Raw genomic sequence first — 15,826 nt, forward strand, 5'->3', positions numbered from 1 at the left:
CCGATCATGGACGAGCTCTCTGAGGACCTGGCCCTGCTTCCCGCCACCCGCCGCGCGTTGAGCCATCGGATCGCCGTGGCGCAGAGAGAGGGCCGCGCCCCCTCCGTGGTGGCCGCCGTCGCGCGGGGCGGGGCGGTCGTCTGGGAGGGCTCGCGGACGTCCGTCACCGGGCACGGCCCGGACGGGAACGTCCAGTACCGGATCGGCTCCATCAGCAAGACGTTCACGGCCGTGCTCGTGATGCGGCTGCGGGACGAGGGGCTGCTGGACCTCGCCGACCCCCTGGAGAAGCACCTGCCCGGCACCCGCGTCGGCGAGGTGACGATCGCCCAGCTGCTGTCCCACACCGGGGGTTTGGGCGCGGAGACGCCCGGTGAGTGGTGGGAGCGCACCCCCGGATCGACGCGGCCGGAGCTGGCCGACGTCCTGGGCGAGGAGCCCTTCCGGAATGTGCCGGGGAGCAGGTTCCACTACTCCAACCCGGGCTACACGCTGCTTGGTTCGGTCATCGAGGCACTGCGCGGAAGGCCGTGGGAGGAGGCGCTGCGGTCGGAGGTGCTGGAGCCGCTCGGGCTGGACCGTACGAGCGCGGCGCCCCAGGCTCCTCACGCCGGGGGCTGGGCCGTGCATCCCTGGGCGGACGTGATGATGCCGGAACCCCTGGAGGACCTGGGGCTGATGGCCTCGGCCGGTCAACTGTGGTCGACCACGGGAGACTTGGCGCGGTTCGCCGGATTCCTCGTGCGCGGCGACGATCGGGTGCTGAGCGAACGGACCGTACGGGAGATGCGTACGCCGGCCTCGCCCCCGGAGGCGGGCATCGCAGAGGCCGGTTACGGGCTGGGCCTGCAGCTCACGTCCGACGGCGGCCGCAGGCTCGCGGGGCACAGCGGCTCGCTGCCGGGGTTCCTCGCGGCGCTGTGGGTGAGCGAGGCGGACGACGTGGCGGCGGTGGTCCTGGCGAACTGCACGTCGGGCCTGCCGCCCGCGGCGGTGGCCGCCGACCTGGTGGCGATCGTGGCCGACGCGGAACCGCGGTTCCCGGAGCCGTGGCGGCCGTTCCGCGAGGCCGATCCGGTGGCGTTGGAGCTGTGCGGGCCCTGGTACTGGGGTACGTCGGCGCAGGTGGTGCGGTTGGCCGCGGACGGGTCCCTGGAGCTGGGACCGGTCGGCGCCACCGGGCGGGCGGCGCGCTTCCGGGCGCAACCGGACGGCACCTGGACGGGGCTGTCCGGCTACTACGCGGGGGAGACGCTGCGGGCGGTGCGGCGCGAGGACGGCTCGGTCGGCCACCTCGACCTCGCGTCGTTCGTGTTCACGCGGGAGCCGTACGACGCGCAGGCCCCGGTGCCCGGCGGGGTCGACCCGCAGGGCTGGCGCGGCATCGGCTGACGTTCCCGCGCGGGGCGGCGCGCGTCAGGACGCGAGTTCGCGTTCCAGCGGCGTGCGCATGCGCGGGGTGACGCGGGCGTCGCCCACCCACGCGCCCAGGCGGGAGGCCTCCGCGGTGATCGCGTTCTCGGCGGCGCGGCCCGGACTGCCCAGGAGGCGCCAGACGATCCGGCCGTCGGACCGCTGAGCCCAGCCGCCGACGATCTCGCCGTTCCACCAGACGGTGGGGCCGATGTTGCCGGCGTAGTCGAAGAGGGCGGGCCGGTGCGCCGGATCGAGGTGGAAGCTCCGGTCCGCCCAGCCCATGCTGCTGGGATCGAGGGCCGGCAGGAGGGCGGCCCAGGGCTCCGGGGCCGGCTCGGCGCCGGTGTCGCCGGGGCTCACCAGCGCCGTGGTGCCGTCGTCGAGGCGGACCTGTTCCGTGCCGGTGGCGGCCAGGGCCCTACGGACGTCGGTGAGGCTCCAGCCCGTCCACCACTTCAGGTCGGCTTCGGTGGCCGGACCGTACGCCCGGAGCCAGCGCCGCGCGATCTCGGCGCGGGCCTCCGCCGCGGGCAGGGCGGGCCAGGGCTCCGTGTGGACCCACCGGAACTGGCTGGAGGTCCACGACCCGCGCGGCCGGTCGCGCCGGATCCTGCCGTCGGCGGCCAGCAGGCGGATGACCCGGGTGGCCACCCCGGTCTGCGCCTCGTACTTCTTGCCGCGTTCGATGGTGATCTTCTGGCGGAGGAGGGGCACGGCAGCCGACAGCTGGCTTCCCGTGGAGGGGCCACGGGCGTCGAGGGCGTCGAGGGCGGCTGCCTCCGCCCCGGCGAGCCACTCGGCGTCGAGACCCTGTCCGTCCTCGGCGAGGTGCTTGAGGAGGGAGCGCCGCTCCTTGGCCGCGATACCGCGGGCGGTGGAGGCGTCGACGTACGGCGCCAGGGTGGTGGAGACCGCGAACAGCGTGTTGCGCATGCTCAGCAGCCGCACCAGGCCGACGTCCTCGTAGAGCGCCTGCTCGACGGCGTCGGGGCCGCCGTCGGCCAGGCGGGCGCGTGCGGAGAGGAAGACCGTCGCCGCGTCCGTGGCGTGCAGGGCCACCACCGCGTCCGCCGCCTGGACCACCGTCGCGCCCCGGAACGAAGGAGCCAACCGGTGACGCCGGCCGAGCCGGCGCCGCCGCTCGGTGGTGCTGATGAGGGGAAGGCGTGCGCTCATCCTCCGGATCCTAGGCCGGGCCACCGACACGGTGGCCCGGCTCGTTGGCGTTGCGGCTCAGAGGGCCAGCTTGAACCCGACGTGGGAAGCGGTGAAGCCGAGCCGCTCGTAGAAGCGGTGCGCGTCGGTGCGCGTCGCGTCCGAGGTCAGCTGCACGAGGCTGCACCCCTCGGTCCGGGACTGCTCGACCGCCCATTCGATGAACAGGGTGCCGAGGCCGCTGCCGCGTTCGTCGGCGTGCACCCGGACCCCTTCGATGATCGAGCGGGTGGCTCCCTTGCGGGAGAGGCCCCGGACGATCGTCAGCTGGAGGGTGCCCACGACGCGGTCCGCGCGGACCGCGACGACCACGTGCTGGTTCGGGTCCTCGGAAAGGTGCTTGAGGGCCGTCCGGTACGGGGTGAGGTCCTCGGGTGACTCGCGTGTGGCGCCCAGGGGGTCGTCGGCGAGCATGGCGACGACAGCGGGGAGATCCGCCTCGGTGGCGGGTCGGATGGTCAACTCGGAGGCATCGGTCATCGTGGTGTGTTCCTCTCTCAGCCCGCGGCGACGGTGAGGGGGGCCCAGCGGCGGGTCCAGTCACCGGGCAGGCCGGGGATGCCGCGGGTCATGACGGCGTTGAAGGCCACGGAATCCAGGCCGCGCTCCTTCAGCCAGCCGAGGAGCTCCTCGTGGCGGACGTCGACATCGGTGCGCAACGGTCGGTCGGTCCCCAGGGCCAGCGCGGTGACCAGGGCCTTGGCGGTCGCGGTGTCCCGCGCGATCAGCGGGCCGATCACCTGGGTCTCCATGTTGGGCCAGGCCGCGGCGTAGCCGGTGAGCGTACCGTCGGCGTCCTCGGCGACGACCAGGCGGTCCGCGAAGGCCGGCAGCCGGACGATCATGTGCGTGCGGTCGGTGCCGAACACCTCGGCGTCGAGACGCAGGATGCGTGAGAGGTCCTCTGCGTGCGCCGGCCGTACCGCGGGGGCACCGGACGGACCGGGGGCGTCCTCGTGCCGGAAGGTCCCTCGGACCATCTCGGCGCGGCCCGTGGTGTCGAAGCCGAGCTCCTCGTAGAGGGGGCGGCCGAAGGGGGTGGCGTGCAGGGTGAGGGGGACGCCCTTGAGTACGTCGTCGCACACGTGCCTCATCAGGCGACGGCCCAGACCCTGGCGGGCATAGCGGCCGGCGACGAGGACCATGCCGACGGCGGCGAGCTCCGGTTGGCCGTTGGCCAGGCCGTACCCGGTGACGACGCAGGCGGCCGCGAGCCCCTGCCCGTCGGGGGCATCCACGCCGTAGCCGTTCCCGGCGGCGAGCAGCAGTCCCCACTTGTGGTCCTCGCGGGGCCAGCCGCGATCCTCGGACAGGTCGGCGCACCGGCGGAGGTCGTCCGCGGCCAGTGCTCGGATCGGTAGATCGGTGAGATGTGGTGGTGTCACCGACTCAGACTGGATCATCAGCCGCCGACCGTCCAGAGGGTTGATGAGGCGGGTGTTTCACGTGAAACACGACCCGAATGTTTCACGTGAAACCGATCGCTTGTTTCACGTGAAACACGCTGTTTCGCAAGAAACAGAGGCACTAATCTCGACGGTTATGACCACCCTGCACCTCTTCGACCTCGACGGAACCCTGATGTACGGCTCCGCGGCACCGGTCGAGATTTCCCGCCAGCTCGGCGTGAGCGCCGAGATCGCGGAGCTGGAACGGGCTTTCGGCGCGCGCCGGATGGCCCCCCACGAGTTCTCGGTGGCCGTCCACGCGCTGTGGGCCGGGCTGACACCCGCGCACGTCCGGGCGGCCTTCGACGGATCCCCCTGGCTGGCCGGCATCCGGGACGTGTGGCGCGAGATCCGCGAACGCGGGGACTACTGCGCCGTCATCTCGCTGTCACCCTCCTTCTTCGTGGAGCTCCTGCTGGAGTGGGGCGCGCACGCCGCACACGGCTCGGTCTTCCCCGAGGTGCCGTTCACCCGGCCCGTGGAGGTGGCCGGCATCCTCACACCCGAGGCCAAGGTCACCGTGGCGGACCGGCTGTGCACGCAGTTCGGAGTGACCCGGGGCGACTGCGTCGCGTACGGGGACTCGATTACCGATTCCGTGCTCTTCGAGGTGGTGCCGGTATCGGTGGCGGTCAATGCACGCCCCTATCTGGCGGAACGCGCGACCCATGTCTACGAGGGCCGGGATCTGCGGGAGGCATACCAGCTCGTGGGGGTGGCACGCCCGGGAGTTGAGGCATCTTAAGGGGATAGGGGGCTCGAAACGCAGATTTTCCCCGTTTCCCCGCAGGGCTCAAGGTCGGCTGGCACGCTGTGGAACCCGGAACCACGGATGCACAGCCCGTGGCGTGTGCAGACCGACCGAGATGCTCGAAGCGAGGCACCGCATGGACGCTCCGCCCACCAGATCGGCAAGACGGGAGACGGCCCCGATACCCTCCGGGGCCGGTACGGCCGAGCCCTCACCGGATGCCGTGCTCATCCGCCGGACCCTCGCGGAGATCGGACCCGTCGCCGACAAGGTGACCTCGTACTTCTACGCCCTGGCGTTCATCGGGCATCCGGAGCTGCGGAGCCTGTTCCCGGCCGCCATGGACGTACAGCGCGACCGGCTGCTGAAGGCGCTGCTGACGGCCGCCGAGCACATCGACAACCCGGACGTGCTCGTCCCGTACCTGCGCAGGCTGGGTACCGGCCACCGCAAGTACGGCACCCTGCCCGGCCACTACCCGGCCGTGGGCGAGGCCCTCGTCGGGGCGCTGGCCCGGTACGCCGAGGCCGCGTGGGGACCGGAGACGGAGGCCGCCTGGGTCCGGGCGTACACCGCGATCTCCCAGATCATGATCGACGCGGCGGCGGAGGACGCGGCCCCGGCCTGGTGGCACGCGGAGGTGGTCTCCCACGATCTGCGCACCCCGGACATCGCGGTGCTGACGGTCCGCCCCGACCAGCCGTACGCTTTCGTGGCCGGCCAGTACACGAGCCTGGAGACCCCGTGGTGGCCCCGGGTGTGGCGGCACTACTCCTTCGCCTCGGCGCCGCGCTCCGACGGGTTGCTCTCCTTCCACGTCAAGGCCGTTCCCGCGGGCTGGGTCTCCAACGCGCTGGTGCGCCACGCCCGCCCGGGAGACGTGCTGCGCCTCGGCCCGCCGACCGGGTCGATGGTGGTGGACCACACCACGGACAACGGGATGCTCTGCCTGGGCGGCGGGACCGGCATCGCGCCGATCAAGGCGCTGATCGAGGACGTGGCCGAGCACGGCGAGCGGCGGCCGATGGAGGTGTTCTTCGGCGCCCGCAGCGACAACGACCTGTACGACAAGGACACCCTGCTGGGGCTCCAGCGCTCCCACCCGTGGCTGTCGGTGCGCCCGGTGGTCGGCGACGGTCTGGCCGGGCAGCTGCCGCAGGCGGTGGGTCCCCACGGGCCGTGGAGTTCGTACGACGCCTTCGTGTCGGGTCCGCCCGCGATGATCCGCAGCGGTGTCGACGAGCTCAAGCGGATCGGGATCCCCGACGAGCGGATCCGCCACGACGAGGTGGAGGAGCTGGCCGGTGTCGCCGGCTGAGAGCGGCGGGAAGTCCGCCGGTCTCGGCCGGTGACGTGAAGGGCCGGCGGTGACGCGAGGCCTCCGCCGGCGGGACGGGGTCAGCCCAGGTCGGCGGCGTGCATGGCGCGCACACCCTCGATGTTGCCGTCGAGGTAGTGCCGCAGGGACAACGGGACGAGATGGACGGCTGCGATGCCGACCCGGCTGAAGGGCACGCGGACGATCTCGTACTCGCCCTCGGGCTCGTCGATCTCGGGTCCGTGCCGTTGACCGGGGTCCATCGATTCGAGGTGGCAGACGAAGAAGTGCTGCACCTTCACGCCGGTCACGCCGTGCTCGGCGATGTGCTCGACCGTGTCGACGAAGCAGGGCACCACATCGGTGATCTTCGCGCCGAGTTCTTCGTGGACCTCTCGGTGGAGGGCGTCGACGACGGTGGCGTCCGAGGATTCGACTCCCCCGCCGGGGGTGACCCAGTACGGATCGACGCCTGGCTTGGTGCGCTTGATGAGGATCAGGTCGTCACCGTCGAGCAGGATCGCGCGGGCGGTGCGTTTGACCACGGGACGTTCGGTCATGGGAGAAGAGTGGCCCACGGCTCCGCTTCTGAAACGCGCCACGGCCGGATCAATGCGGGCTCACCAGCGCACGGCGGCGTGCAGGAGGCTGTCGTGCGCCCTCGCGAGGTGCGCGAGGGCGAGACTGCCGGCCCGTACGACCAGGAACCAGGTGCGCAACGGAGGGACCGCGGGCTCGGGCAGGGCCACGATCCTTCCGGAGCCGAGGGCCTCCTGGCACAGGTACCGCGGAAGGACCGCGAGCCCCGCGCCGGCCCGGACGCATTCGAGCACGGCGCGCAGGTCGGGCACGACCACGGTGGCGGCGGGGAGCCTGGCGTCGGGCACGGTGTCGAACACGGCGGCCCAGTAGCGGGTCACGAGCGGCAGGGACTCGTGAACCTCGACCAGGGGGATGCCGTCGAGCGCCGCCGGGCCTTCGGCGCGCAGCCGTTCCGGATCGACGAAGGCCGCCCAGTAGGGGGCGGCGACCAGGACGTGCTCCTCGTCGCACAGGGCGGTGGCGCTGAACAGCTCCCCGCGGGGCTGGGCGGTGGTGACGACGAGGTCGTGGTGGCCGGCGGCCAGCCCGTCGAGGGTCTCCTCGGCCCCGGTCCGGAAGGTGGTCCGCAGGGAGTGGCCCCGGCCGACGAGGGGCGCGAGGGCCGGGAGTACGCGCAGGCTCAGGAACTCGGGCGGTCCGGCGAGGTGGAGGGTGCGCAGCTCGCCCGCGGCGTCCTGTTCGGCCTCGGTGATCCTCAGCAGGGCGTCGAGGTGGGGAGCGGCCTTGTGGGCGAGCTCGTCGCCGATCGCGGTGGGCGTGACGCCGCGTGCGCGACGGTGGAACAGGGGTCGTCCGAGCTGCCGTTCGAGGGTGCGGATCTGGGAGGTGACGGCGGGTTGCGACAGTCCGAGGAGCGCTGCGGCCCGGGTGAACGACCCGGCCCGGTGGACGGCGACGAAGGTGCGCAGCAAGGCCAGGTCCACGGCAGCACCTCTCGGTGGGGGCCTACAACTATAAATATCCGGATAGGCACCTGTCGTTACCGTGATTGGACTCTGACGAAGAGTCAACTAGCCTTGTCGCGTGGTTCTTCGCGCGCGGAACCCGGGGCGGTCCGAGCCACTAGGGGGGAGGCTCGGACCGCCCTTCTGTACTGCCGTCAGCTGCCGCCACCTGCGATGACGAGGGCGCGCAGGACGTCCGCGACCAGATCCTCGGTATCCTCGGCGCCGGCCGAGAAACGGATGAAGCCCTCCGGCACGGCGTCGCCGCCCCACCGCCCTCGTCGCTCGGCCGTGGACCGTACTCCACCGAAGCTCGTGGCGTCCTCGACCAGGCGCAGAGCCTCCATGAAGCGTTCGGCGTGCGCCCGGTCGGGGAGGGTGAAGGAGACCACCGATCCGAAGCCCCGCATCTGGAGGGCGGCCGTCTTGTGGGACGGGTCGGTGGCCAGGCCCGGATAGCGCAGCCCGGTCACGTCGGCGTGCCCGGCCAGCGCCTCGGCGACGGCCACGGCGTTCTCCCCCTGGCGCTGCGTGCGGAGCTGGATGGTGGCCAGGGAGCGGTGGGCCAGCCAGGCCTCCATCGGTCCGGGGATGGCGCCGACGATCTTCCGCCACTTCCGGACGCGCGCGGCCGGCTCCGGGTCGCGGCAGACGACGTACCCGAGGAGCAGGTCGCCGTGGCCGGTGAGGCCCTTGGTACCGCTGGCCACGGAGAAGTCCGCGCCGAGCTCCAGCGGACGCTGGCCGAGCGGGGTGGCGAGGGTGTTGTCGACGGCGACCAGTGTCCCGCCGGCGTGTGCGGCGTCCGCGAGGCGGCGGACGTCGCAGACGTCGAGGCCGGGGTTGGAGGGGGTCTCGATCCACAGCAGCCGGGCGCCGTCGAGGACGTCGAGCTGTGCGTCCCCGCCGGTCGGGGCGGTGCGGACGCGGATCCCGTACGCCTCCAGCTGTTCCCGCAGCAGCGGGAGGGCCTGGTAGCCGTCGTCCGGCAGGACGACGGTGTCCCCGGTGTGCGCGTGGGAGAGGAGGACGGCGGAGATCGCCGCCATCCCGGACGCGAAGACGACGGTGTGCACGTCCTGGCCGGGGGCCTCCAGCTCCCCGATGGCCCGCTCCAGCAGGGTCCAGGTGGGGTTGGTGTCACGGCCGTAGGTGTACGGGCCCTCGACGTCTCCGGGCAGGTGGAAGTGCGCGGCGAAGACGGGCCCGGGGAGGGTCGGTTCGTTCTTGACGGGCTCGGGCAGTCCGGCGCGTACGGCGAGGGTGCCGTCGCCCAGGGGCTTGCGGTCGTGGTCGTTCACTCGGTGTGCTCCTTCACGGCCTCGCGTACGGCGGCCAGCAGGCCGGGGCTCGCCGCCTCGAGCAGGTTCAGGCACTCCTCGAATCCGTCGAGGGAGCCGTAGTAGGGGTCGGGTACGTCAGTTTCCGCGCCGGCCGCGGGGTCGTACGACCGCAGCAGCCGGACCTTGGCCGCGTCCTCGGGCGTGGGGGCCAGCGCCCGGAGGTCCCGCAGGTGCCCGGAGTCGAGCGCGATGACGAGGTCGAGGCGGGCGAACCAGGAGGAGCGGAACTGCCGGGCCCGGTGGTCGTGCGCGTACCCGGCGTTCTCCAGGACGGACACGGTGCGCGGGTCGGCGCCGTCACCCTCGTGCCAGCCGCCGGTGCCGGCGCTGTCGACCTCCACCAGGCCTTCGAGCCCGGCCTCGGCGACGCGGGCGCGGAACACGGACTCGGCCATGGGCGAGCGGCAGATGTTGCCCGTACAGACGAAGCACACGCGGTACACGGGAGGCCGGCTCAATTCTTGTCGGGCAGGACCATGTTCAGGGCCCAGGAGACGACGGAGATGATGAGGCCGCCGAGGAATGCGGTCCAGAAGCCCTCGACGTGGAAGCTCAGGTCGAGCTGCTCGGCAAGCCAGGAGGTCAGGAGCAGCATCAGGGCGTTCACGACGAGGGTGAACAGGCCGAGGGTGACGACGAACAGCGGCAGTGAGAGCAGCTTCACCACGGGCTTGACGATGAAGTTGACCAGGCCGAAGACCAGGGCGACCAGAATGAGGGTGAGGGTCCGTCTCCCGAGGCTGCTGCCGTCGTCCAGAGTGATGTCGGCAAGGAGCCAGATGGCGACGGCCAGTGCAGCCGCGTTGGCGAGCGTCTTGACTACGAAATTCGTCATGTGTCTGATCGTTGCAGAGAAGATCCCGGCGGGACATCCGCAGATCAGCGGATGCGAAGGCGCGACCGACCACAAGGGGCACGAGGACGATGAAGGCCTTCCGGCTGGACGAGCTCGAAGCGGAGCGGGCTGCCAATGACGGCGCCTACCTGCAGTTTCTGCGCGAGCGGAACATGTCGGTCGGGCTCTACGCGCTCGACGCGGGGCGGAGCGATCCGCAGACGCCGCACCGCCAGGACGAGGTGTACTTCGTCGTGAGCGGCCGCGCCTCGATCACGGTCGGGGAGGAGACGACGACGGTGGCGCGCGGCAGCGTCGTCTACGTGCCCGCAGGGGTGCCGCACAAGTTCCACCACATCACCGAGGACCTGCGGGTGATGGTGGTGTTCTCCCCGCCGGAGGGCTGAGCCGGGCCGTCGGCTGAGGGTCGCGCCCCTGATCCCCCTAGGGGTCGGATCAGGGGACTCCGGGGGCTCGCGGGCCCCCGCAGGAAGCGGCCGGCTCCTAGCATCGAGTGCAGGAAGTCACGGTCGAGGAAGAAGAGGTCGAGGACATGGACGGCATCCGAGAGACGTTCGCAGGCATGCCCTGGTGGGTTAAGTGGGTCGCCGTTCCGCTGCTGGCGCTGTTCGTCTTCGGCGGCGTGATCACCAGCGTGCTCGGCGCCCTGATCGGGATCGTCTTCAAGCTGCTCCTGTTCGCCGCCCTCGTCGGCGGTCTCGTCTTCGTGGTGAAGAAGGTCGGCGGCGGCTCGAAGTCCTCCACCCGGGAGTGGTAGGAGGTCCGGCCGGTGCCGTTCCGGGATTGAGCCAGGCGAGGGAACGCAAGGCCCGAAACCGCTCGCACCCCGGGAACCGGTGGATAGAGTGGCAATCTGTGCCGTTCCCTGGGCACCCGAAAAGCCGGTAACGCCGCCCCGACCAGCGGTGACGTCAATGCACACGCCGAGCACGACCCCAGGAGCCGCGGCACGCGCGGGGGCGGCCCCCGCAGGGCGGGCCTCCCCGAAGGCCCGCCGCCACGCCTGGGGGTGAGCTTTGTCCACGGTTCACAACGGCGGTGTGCCGACGCTGATCGGTTCTGTGCAGCGGGCGTTGAGGCTGCTCGAAGCCGTGGGGTCCCACAGCGGGGGAGCCCCGGCGAAACAGCTGGCGCGTGAGGCCGGGCTCCCGCTCCCCACCGCGTACCACCTGCTGCGCACCCTGACGCACGAGGGCTACCTGCGCCGGGAGAACGGGGTCTTCGTACTCGGTGACGCGGCTGCCCGTCTGGCCTGTGGCGGGATCCAGCAGAAACGTCGCAGCATGATCCTCGACTCCCTCGCCCACTTCCGCGACGCGGTCGGGGCCCCGGTCTACTTCGCGGTCTACCGCGAGGGGGAGATCGAGGTCGTGGGCGTCTCGGACACCCCGGCCAGCCCCGCCTGCGAGGAGTGGGCCGACTTCCGCGCCACCGGGCACGCTCATGCCATCGGCCAGTGCCTGCTCGGCCAGCTCGACGAGAAGTCGCGCCAGGACTACTACGACCGCCATCCGGTCGAGGCCATCACCCCCTACACCGTTCAGGATCTGCGCTCCCTGGAGTACCGGATCGGGTCCCTCGAACGAATGCGTCCCGTCACCGAGCGTCAGGAGTACTCCCTCGGCACCGTGTGCGCAGCCATTCCGATCGCGGCCGGAGATGCCCCCGCAACCGTGGCCATTTCTCTCCCTCTGCACCAGGAAAGTCGATTGCTGTCTGCAATTGATCGACTACGGAGTGAAGTAGGCGCGCTGTTGAGCACCCTCTCGTTCTCTATCAGTATCTGAAAACTCACTCCTTGTGATCTGCAAGCGCTTCCACCACTCTTGTCAAGAGGCCCTTGGGGACCATTCCTGGCCACTTCCACAACAGCGGGGTAGGCAATGCGCGAGTCGGTGCAGGCAGAGGTCATGATGAACTTCCTCGTTTCCGAGGAGCTCTCGTTCCGGATTCCGGTGGAACTCCGGTACGACGCTCGTGATCCGTACGCAGTCCGCCTTACCTTCCACCTTCCGGGAGATGCGCCCGTGACCTGGGCGTTCGGCCGGGAGCTCCTTCTCGACGGCATCAACAAGCCCTGCGGTGAAGGCGATGTGCACATCGCGCCTTCCGACCCGGAGGAGCTGTCCGACGTCCACATCCGTCTGCAGGTGGGTGGCGACCGGGCGTTGTTCCGTGCGAGCGCGGCGCCCCTCGTCGCGTTCCTCGACCGCACCGACCGGCTTGTTCCGCTCGGTCAGGAGAGGAATCTGGGTGATTTCGAGGAGCACCTCGACGAGGCGCTCGGCAAGATCCTGGCCGAGTCGCGGCAGAACGAGCAGAACGCCGGCTGAGACGACGGCGCTGCTCCGCGAAACAGTGACTGACAGTCATCGAGCGGGAATACGGACAGGTTGTCGGCCGACGCCGCGCGGGACCTGGCCCGCCGCGTCGGCGGTGCGCGGTGTCCCATCCGTCCGCCGACCCGGTCGTCCCGCCTCAGCGCTTGCGCCGCCGGCCCCGACCACCGCGCGCCGGGACCGGGTTCGCCGCGGCGCCCGGACCGGTGGTCGGGGATCCCGGGCGGTCGGCGGAGACGACGAGCGCGGCGAGCGCAGTCGTCACCGGGACCGATGCCACGAGCCCGATCGAGCCCACGAGCGTCCGTACGATCTCCGCCGCGACCAGCTCGCTGTTGGCCACCGAACCCATGCTGCTGTTCGCGATGGAGAACAGGAGGAGCAGGGGCAGCGCGGCACCCGCGTAGGCCAGTACCAGCGTGTTGACGACTGATGCGATGTGGTCCCGCCCGATCCGGATGGCGGCGCGGTAGAGGCCGCGCGGCCCCGCTGACGGGTCGGCCTGGTGCAGTTCCCAGACGGCAGAGGTCTGGGTGACCGTCACGTCGTCGAGCACGCCCAGCGAGCCGATGATCACGCCTGCGAGCAGCAAACCGCTCATGTCGATGTCGGGGTAGAGGCCGTGGATCAGACCGGTGTTGTCGTCGGTGTTGCCGCTGAGGAAGGCCCAGTCGATGAACACCGAGCCCAGCAGGCCGATCAGCAGCAGCGAGACGAGAGTGCCGAGGACGGCGACCGAGGTCCTGGCGGTCAGGCCGTGGCACATGTAGAGCCCGATGAGCATGATCGCGCTCGCTCCCACGATCGCCACGACCAGCGGGTTCGACCCCTGGAGAATGGCGGGGAGGATGAAGAGGGTCAGCACGCCGAAGCTGATGACCAGCGCGATCAGTGCGAACAGCCCGCGCATCCGCCCGACCAGGACGACCGCGACCGCGAAGATGCCGGCCAGCACCGCCATCGGGAACTTCCGGTTGACGTCGATCACCGAGTACTGCAGGTCGCGGGGGGCGTCCGGAGCATAGGCGACCACCACCTCCTGACCGTCCGCCAACTGCCGTGGCGCGCCTGGCTGCACGACCTCCACGAAGGTCCGGCCCTTGTCCGGACCGCTGCCGACCTCGACCGTGGCCTTCTTGCACTCGCCGGTCTGCGCGGCCTCGGCCTCGCGGCCTTCCGGAGTGGACGTGTCTCCGGTCGACGGTACCTGTGAGGCGTTCACGGATTTGCAGTCGACGAACGCCAGCGAGACGACCTTGCCCTGCTGGGTCTGCCGGTCGAAGCCGACCCCCGTGCGCTCGTGGCCGGGCGCGCCGCCCGGCCAGAGCACCACCAGGCCGACGAAGACGGCGGTGGCGAAGGGGATCAGGACGGCCGCGATGACCTTGCGCAGGTGCTTCGAGACAGGGGCCGCCGGGCCGTGGCCGTGGCTGTGGGAGTGGCCGGCGGCGGACCCGTGGCCTGTGTGCGCATGGCCGGCGTGGCCGGTGGGATCTGTGGGCTCGGTGGGGGGCTGCGGCGAGGACGTCACCGGCTGATCATCGCAAGAGATGAGGGGGCCCACTGTTCAGCACGCCATAGATGACGCTAGCGTGGGGGCACCTTTGCACAACGCGGGAGCTCGGAGCACCGGGCTGAGAGGACGCTGATCACCGTACGCGCATGATCGATGCGCACGGGAAGAGGCTGCGTCGACCGCCGAACCTGTTACCGGGTAATGCCGGCGTAGGGAGATCAGGTCTCATGACCATTCAGGACGCACGCACGCCTGCCGTCAGCCAGGGCGCCGACGGCCAGACCGAGCGCCAGCCGGGCTGGCACAAGGGGTACGTGGCGGGCTCCCGCCCCGACCTCCGGGTGCCGGTCCGCCAGGTCCACCTCACCAACGGCAAGGACGTGACGCTCTACGACACGTCCGGTCCGTACACCGATCCGCAGATCGAGACCGACGTCCGCCGGGGCCTCGCCCCGCTGCGCGAGAACTGGATCATCGCGCGCGGAGACACCGAGGAGTACGCGGGACGCCCCGCGCGCCCCGAGGACGACGGCATCAAGCACACGTCGCCGCGCGGCGGCCTGAAGAACCTCGACGCGGTCTTCCCGGGCCGGCCCCGTCAGCCCCGTCGGGGCCGCGGCGGCGCCGCCGTCACGCAGCTCGCGTACGCCCGGCGCGGCGAGATCACCCCGGAGATGGAGTACGTCGCGATCCGCGAGAACGTCTCCCCCGAGGTGGTCCGCGAGGAGATCGCCGCGGGCCGCGCGGTTCTCCCGGTCAACGTGAACCACCCCGAGATCGAGCCGATGATCATCGGCAAGCGGTTCCTGGTGAAGGTCAACGCCAACATCGGCAACTCCGCGGTCACCTCCTCCATCGAGGAGGAGGTCGACAAGATGACGTGGGCGACCAAGTGGGGCGCCGACACGGTCATGGACCTCTCGACGGGCCGCAACATCCACACCACGCGCGAGTGGGTGCTGCGCAACTCTCCCGTCCCGATCGGCACCGTGCCGCTCTACCAGGCGCTGGAGAAGGTCGACGGCCGTGCCGAGGACCTGACCTGGGAGATCTACAAGGACACGGTCATCGAGCAGGCCGAGCAGGGCGTCGACTACATGACGGTCCACGCCGGCGTGCTGCTCCCCTACGTGCCGCTGACCGCCCGCCGCAAGACCGGCATCGTCTCGCGCGGCGGCTCGATCATGGCCGCGTGGTGCCTGGCGCACCACAAGGAGAACTTCCTCTACACGAACTTCGAGGAGCTCTGCGACATCCTCGCGACGTACGACGTCACGTACTCGCTGGGAGACGGCCTGCGCCCCGGGTCCATCGCGGACGCCAACGACGCCGCACAGTTCGCCGAGCTCAAGACGCTGGGCGAGCTGAACACGATCGCCAAGCGGCACAACGTCCAGACCATGATCGAGGGTCCGGGTCACGTCCCGATGCACAAGATCAAGGAGAACATCGACCTCCAGCAGGAGATCTGCGAGGAGGCGCCGTTCTACACGCTCGGCCCGCTGACCACCGATGTGGCGCCCGCGTACGACCACATCACCTCGGGCATCGGCGCCGCGATGATCGCCTGGTGGGGCACTGCGATGCTCTGCTACGTCACGCCCAAGGAGCACCTGGGCCTGCCCAACCGGGACGACGTGAAGACCGGTGTCATCACGTACAAGATCGCGGCGCACGCTGCGGACCTGGCCAAGGGCCACCCCGGAGCCCAGGAGTGGGACGACGCGCTGTCGGACGCCCGCTTCGAGTTCCGCTGGGAGGACCAGTTCAACCTGGCCCTCGACCCGGACACCGCCCGGGAGTTCCACGACGAGACCCTTCCGGCCGAGCCGGCCAAGACCGCGCACTTCTGCTCCATGTGCGGTCCCAAGTTCTGCTCCATGAAGATCTCGCAGGACATCCGCCGCCAGCACGGCGGGGACCTCAAGGCGGAGGAGATCCAGGCGGGCATGGCGGAGAAGTCCGCCGAGTTCGCGGCCGCGGGCAACCGGGTCTATCTGCCGCTCGCCGACTGACGCACCGGCAGAAGGCGTCGCCCCGAGCGCGGTTGCGCACGCGGCGACGCTTGCAGCCCCTT

At 70.8% G+C, this 15,826-nt stretch carries 17 protein-coding genes; 8 read left to right on the plus strand and 9 right to left on the minus strand.

Annotated features, from left to right (window positions below; genetic code table 11):
- Positions 1-6 precede the first annotated feature (6 nt).
- Complete coding sequence (locus ACZ6S8_RS09670) at positions 7-1,392, plus strand: serine hydrolase domain-containing protein (RefSeq protein WP_469454058.1); 1,386 nt, start codon at positions 7-9, stop codon at positions 1,390-1,392.
- Between the two features lie 24 nt (positions 1,393-1,416).
- Here the strand turns inward: ACZ6S8_RS09670 and ACZ6S8_RS09675 are convergent, their stop codons facing one another.
- Genes ACZ6S8_RS09675 through ACZ6S8_RS09685 form a run of 3 tightly spaced genes read right to left on the minus strand, consistent with a single transcriptional unit; the run spans position 1,417 to position 4,016 of the window.
- Complete coding sequence (locus tag ACZ6S8_RS09675; RefSeq protein WP_469454060.1) at positions 1,417-2,592, minus strand: winged helix DNA-binding domain-containing protein; 1,176 nt, start codon at positions 2,590-2,592, stop codon at positions 1,417-1,419.
- 57 nt (positions 2,593-2,649) lie between these two features.
- Positions 2,650-3,111: a GNAT family N-acetyltransferase gene (locus tag ACZ6S8_RS09680; RefSeq protein WP_469454062.1), complete on the minus strand. Its 462-nt coding sequence runs from the start codon at positions 3,109-3,111 to the stop codon at positions 2,650-2,652.
- A 17-nt stretch (positions 3,112-3,128) separates the two neighbouring features.
- Positions 3,129-4,016, minus strand: coding sequence for a GNAT family N-acetyltransferase (locus ACZ6S8_RS09685; protein ID WP_469454064.1), 888 nt, complete (start codon positions 4,014-4,016; stop codon positions 3,129-3,131).
- Between the two features lie 157 nt (positions 4,017-4,173).
- Between ACZ6S8_RS09685 and ACZ6S8_RS09690 the strand changes: the two genes are divergently transcribed.
- Complete coding sequence (locus ACZ6S8_RS09690) at positions 4,174-4,824, plus strand: HAD family hydrolase (RefSeq protein WP_469454066.1); 651 nt, start codon at positions 4,174-4,176, stop codon at positions 4,822-4,824.
- A 121-nt stretch (positions 4,825-4,945) separates the two neighbouring features.
- Entirely contained in the window at positions 4,946-6,148 is a 1,203-nt protein-coding gene (locus ACZ6S8_RS09695) for a globin domain-containing protein (protein ID WP_469454068.1), read from the plus strand.
- Between the two features lie 80 nt (positions 6,149-6,228).
- Here ACZ6S8_RS09695 and ACZ6S8_RS09700 read toward each other — a convergent pair whose 3' ends face one another.
- From ACZ6S8_RS09700 to ACZ6S8_RS09720, 5 genes are all read right to left on the minus strand, one after another.
- Positions 6,229-6,708, minus strand: coding sequence for an NUDIX domain-containing protein (locus tag ACZ6S8_RS09700; RefSeq protein WP_469454070.1), 480 nt, complete (start codon positions 6,706-6,708; stop codon positions 6,229-6,231).
- A gap of 60 nt (positions 6,709-6,768) precedes the next feature.
- Positions 6,769-7,674, minus strand: coding sequence for a LysR family transcriptional regulator (locus tag ACZ6S8_RS09705; RefSeq protein WP_469454072.1), 906 nt, complete (start codon positions 7,672-7,674; stop codon positions 6,769-6,771).
- 176 nt (positions 7,675-7,850) lie between these two features.
- Positions 7,851-8,996 (minus strand): cystathionine gamma-lyase, encoded by a 1,146-nt coding sequence (locus tag ACZ6S8_RS09710; RefSeq protein ID WP_469454074.1) that lies wholly within the window; start codon positions 8,994-8,996, stop codon positions 7,851-7,853.
- Positions 8,993-9,433, minus strand: a complete 441-nt coding sequence (locus ACZ6S8_RS09715; RefSeq protein WP_469454076.1) for a low molecular weight protein-tyrosine-phosphatase — start codon at positions 9,431-9,433, stop codon at positions 8,993-8,995. Before ACZ6S8_RS09715 ends, ACZ6S8_RS09710 begins: the two co-directional genes overlap by 4 nt.
- Before the next feature lie 59 nt (positions 9,434-9,492).
- On the minus strand, positions 9,493-9,873 hold the full coding sequence (locus tag ACZ6S8_RS09720; RefSeq protein WP_469454078.1) for a phage holin family protein: 381 nt from the start codon (positions 9,871-9,873) through the stop codon (positions 9,493-9,495).
- 89 nt (positions 9,874-9,962) lie between these two features.
- Between ACZ6S8_RS09720 and ACZ6S8_RS09725 the strand changes: the two genes are divergently transcribed.
- From ACZ6S8_RS09725 to ACZ6S8_RS09740, 4 genes are all read left to right on the plus strand, one after another.
- A complete protein-coding gene (locus ACZ6S8_RS09725) occupies positions 9,963-10,280 on the plus strand; it encodes a cupin domain-containing protein (protein ID WP_469454080.1) in 318 nt (105 codons plus the stop codon).
- A 146-nt stretch (positions 10,281-10,426) separates the two neighbouring features.
- Positions 10,427-10,651 carry a DUF5326 family protein gene (locus ACZ6S8_RS09730; protein ID WP_469454342.1) on the plus strand — a complete coding sequence of 75 codons (225 nt, stop codon included), beginning with the start codon at positions 10,427-10,429 and terminating at the stop codon, positions 10,649-10,651.
- A 283-nt stretch (positions 10,652-10,934) separates the two neighbouring features.
- On the plus strand, positions 10,935-11,681 hold the full coding sequence (locus ACZ6S8_RS09735) for an IclR family transcriptional regulator (protein WP_469454082.1): 747 nt from the start codon (positions 10,935-10,937) through the stop codon (positions 11,679-11,681).
- A gap of 96 nt (positions 11,682-11,777) precedes the next feature.
- Positions 11,778-12,227, plus strand: a complete 450-nt coding sequence (locus ACZ6S8_RS09740) for an SsgA family sporulation/cell division regulator (protein WP_384027598.1) — start codon at positions 11,778-11,780, stop codon at positions 12,225-12,227.
- 145 nt (positions 12,228-12,372) lie between these two features.
- On the opposite strand, the gene ACZ6S8_RS09745 is transcribed toward ACZ6S8_RS09740, so the two are convergent.
- Positions 12,373-13,764 carry a YibE/F family protein gene (locus ACZ6S8_RS09745; RefSeq protein WP_469454085.1) on the minus strand — a complete coding sequence of 464 codons (1,392 nt, stop codon included), beginning with the start codon at positions 13,762-13,764 and terminating at the stop codon, positions 12,373-12,375.
- A 212-nt stretch (positions 13,765-13,976) separates the two neighbouring features.
- Between ACZ6S8_RS09745 and thiC the strand changes: the two genes are divergently transcribed.
- Positions 13,977-15,764: a phosphomethylpyrimidine synthase ThiC gene (thiC, locus tag ACZ6S8_RS09750; RefSeq protein ID WP_469454086.1), complete on the plus strand. Its 1,788-nt coding sequence runs from the start codon at positions 13,977-13,979 to the stop codon at positions 15,762-15,764.
- The last annotated feature ends 62 nt before the right edge of the window (positions 15,765-15,826 follow it).

This window comes from Streptomyces sp. NPDC048461 (assembly GCF_055587105.1).